Here is a 1,801-nt window from a genome sequence, read left to right as displayed (position 1 = left end):
TTTTTTCAACGGGCATAAAGCTCGAAGAATTGATGAAAAAAATGGTGGGCGGCGGCGGGCTGGTGGCACACCTGGGCACTAACGACCTCCGGGAGGTCGAGGAGATGATAGCCGGGGGGGATGAAAAGGCACGACTCGTTTTCGAGGCCATGGCTTACCAGGTCGCCCGAGAAATTTGCTGCAGGGCCGCTGTACTCTCGGGTGAAGTGGATGCCGTGGTCCTGACCGGGGGCCTGGCCTTCAGCGAAGCCTTCGTCGGGGCCGTCTCGAGGAGGGTGGCCTTCATCGCCCCGATCCTGGTCTTCCCGGGTGAAGATGAGATGAGGGCTCTGGCGGAGGGGGCTCTCAGGGTGATGAGCGGACAGGAGACGGCCCGGGAGTACGAGAGGGCCTGACCGAAAAATACAGGGCGGCCTGTTTTGCCCGGAGGAGGTTGTCATGACCGGCAGGGTGCGGATCAGAGACTCGCTGGCCTTTGGCTGGAGAACCTTTAGGCGGAACACCCTTTTCTTTTTCGTCCTGTTGCTCCTTATTGGCGCTATCCTGGCGATCCCGGGTGTCCTTTTGGGGAGGCTCACGCCTGGGGATGCAAACCTCTCCAGGTTTCTCCTGGGAGCTGCGCTCTGGGCCCTCAGGGCCTTGGCGGCCATGGTCGTCATCATCGTAAGCCTTTCCTTCCTCGACAGGGGCACCATCGATATGGACCGGCTGAAGCACATGAGGCCCCTGTTCGTCCCTTACATCATCGGTTCCTTCATCCTTCTCTCGCTTATCAGCCTAGGGGTGGCCCTTTTCGTGGTGCCCGGCGTCTACATAGCCGTTAGGTACCAGTTCATGCCCTACCTGATCATCGACAGGGGGATGCGACCCGTTCAAGCTTTCAAGGCCGCCGGGGCAATGACCCGGGGCCTGTGGCTGGAACTGTTCCTTTTGCTGCTTTGCATGGCTGGGTTAAATGCCCTTGGAGCCATCCCCCTCGGCCTGGGGCTGCTGATAACCGTGCCCGTGACCGCCCTGGCCCACGCAATGATCTACAGGGACCTGGTCTCCTGGCCATGAACCTGCCTCGGCTCGCCTTCTGGATCGCCGTCATTTACGGGCTCTTCTGCGGAGGTATATACCTGCTTCAGGACAAGATGATTTACCAGCCCTGGGGAGAGATCACCGCTACCCCCTCCAGGATCGGCCTTTCTTTTGAGAACATCTCCTTCGAGGCCTCCGATGGCGTGCGCCTTCACGGCTGGTTCATACCGGCGGCGAAGACTTCGGAGAGGGCCCTCCTTTTTTTCCACGGCAACGCGGGAAATATATCCCACAGGCTGGAATCGATAAGAGTCTTCCATGAATTGGGACTCAACCTCCTGATCTTCGATTACCGTGGCTATGGCAAGAGCGAGGGCCGGCCCACCGAGGAAGGTCTCTACATGGATGGTAGGGCTGCCTTCGATTTCCTGGTGGAGAGGGGCTACTTCCCTGATCGCATCGTGGTCTTCGGAAGGTCCCTCGGGGGTGCCGTCGCCGCGAGGATATCGCTGGAGAAGGCACCGGGAGCGCTGATCCTGGAATCGACCTTCACTTCCCTTTTCGACATGGCCAGGAGAGTCGCCCGACTTTTCCCGGTCCGCCGCCTCCTGCGTAGCGAATACCCCACGGAGAGTATCATGGCCGGCATCTTGTGCCCGGTGCTCGTGATCCACAGCCCCGACGACGAGATCATCCCCTTCTGCCAGGGGGAGCGGCTTTACGAGCGGATCACCGGACCCAAGGCCTTCCTCGAAATAAAGGGAGACCACAACGGGGG

3 protein-coding genes are annotated in these 1,801 nt (G+C 60.0%); all 3 read left to right on the top strand.

Going from position 1 to position 1,801, the window contains the following annotated elements:
- The coding region (locus tag GX108_05745) for a butyrate kinase (protein ID NLO56540.1) at nt 1-395 on the top strand (395 nt) is incomplete at its 5' end.
- 43 nt (nt 396-438) lie between these two features.
- Nucleotides 439-1,059, top strand: a complete 621-nt coding sequence (locus tag GX108_05740) for a DUF975 family protein (GenBank protein NLO56539.1) — start codon at nt 439-441, stop codon at nt 1,057-1,059.
- On the top strand, nt 1,056-1,801 hold a 746-nt coding region (locus tag GX108_05735), incomplete at its 3' end, for an alpha/beta hydrolase (GenBank protein ID NLO56538.1). The genes GX108_05740 and GX108_05735, both read left to right, overlap by 4 nt.

Source organism: Thermovirga sp., assembly GCA_012523215.1.
GTDB lineage: Bacteria > Synergistota > Synergistia > Synergistales > Thermovirgaceae > 58-81.
This window is presented reverse-complemented; position numbering and strand designations above follow the sequence as displayed.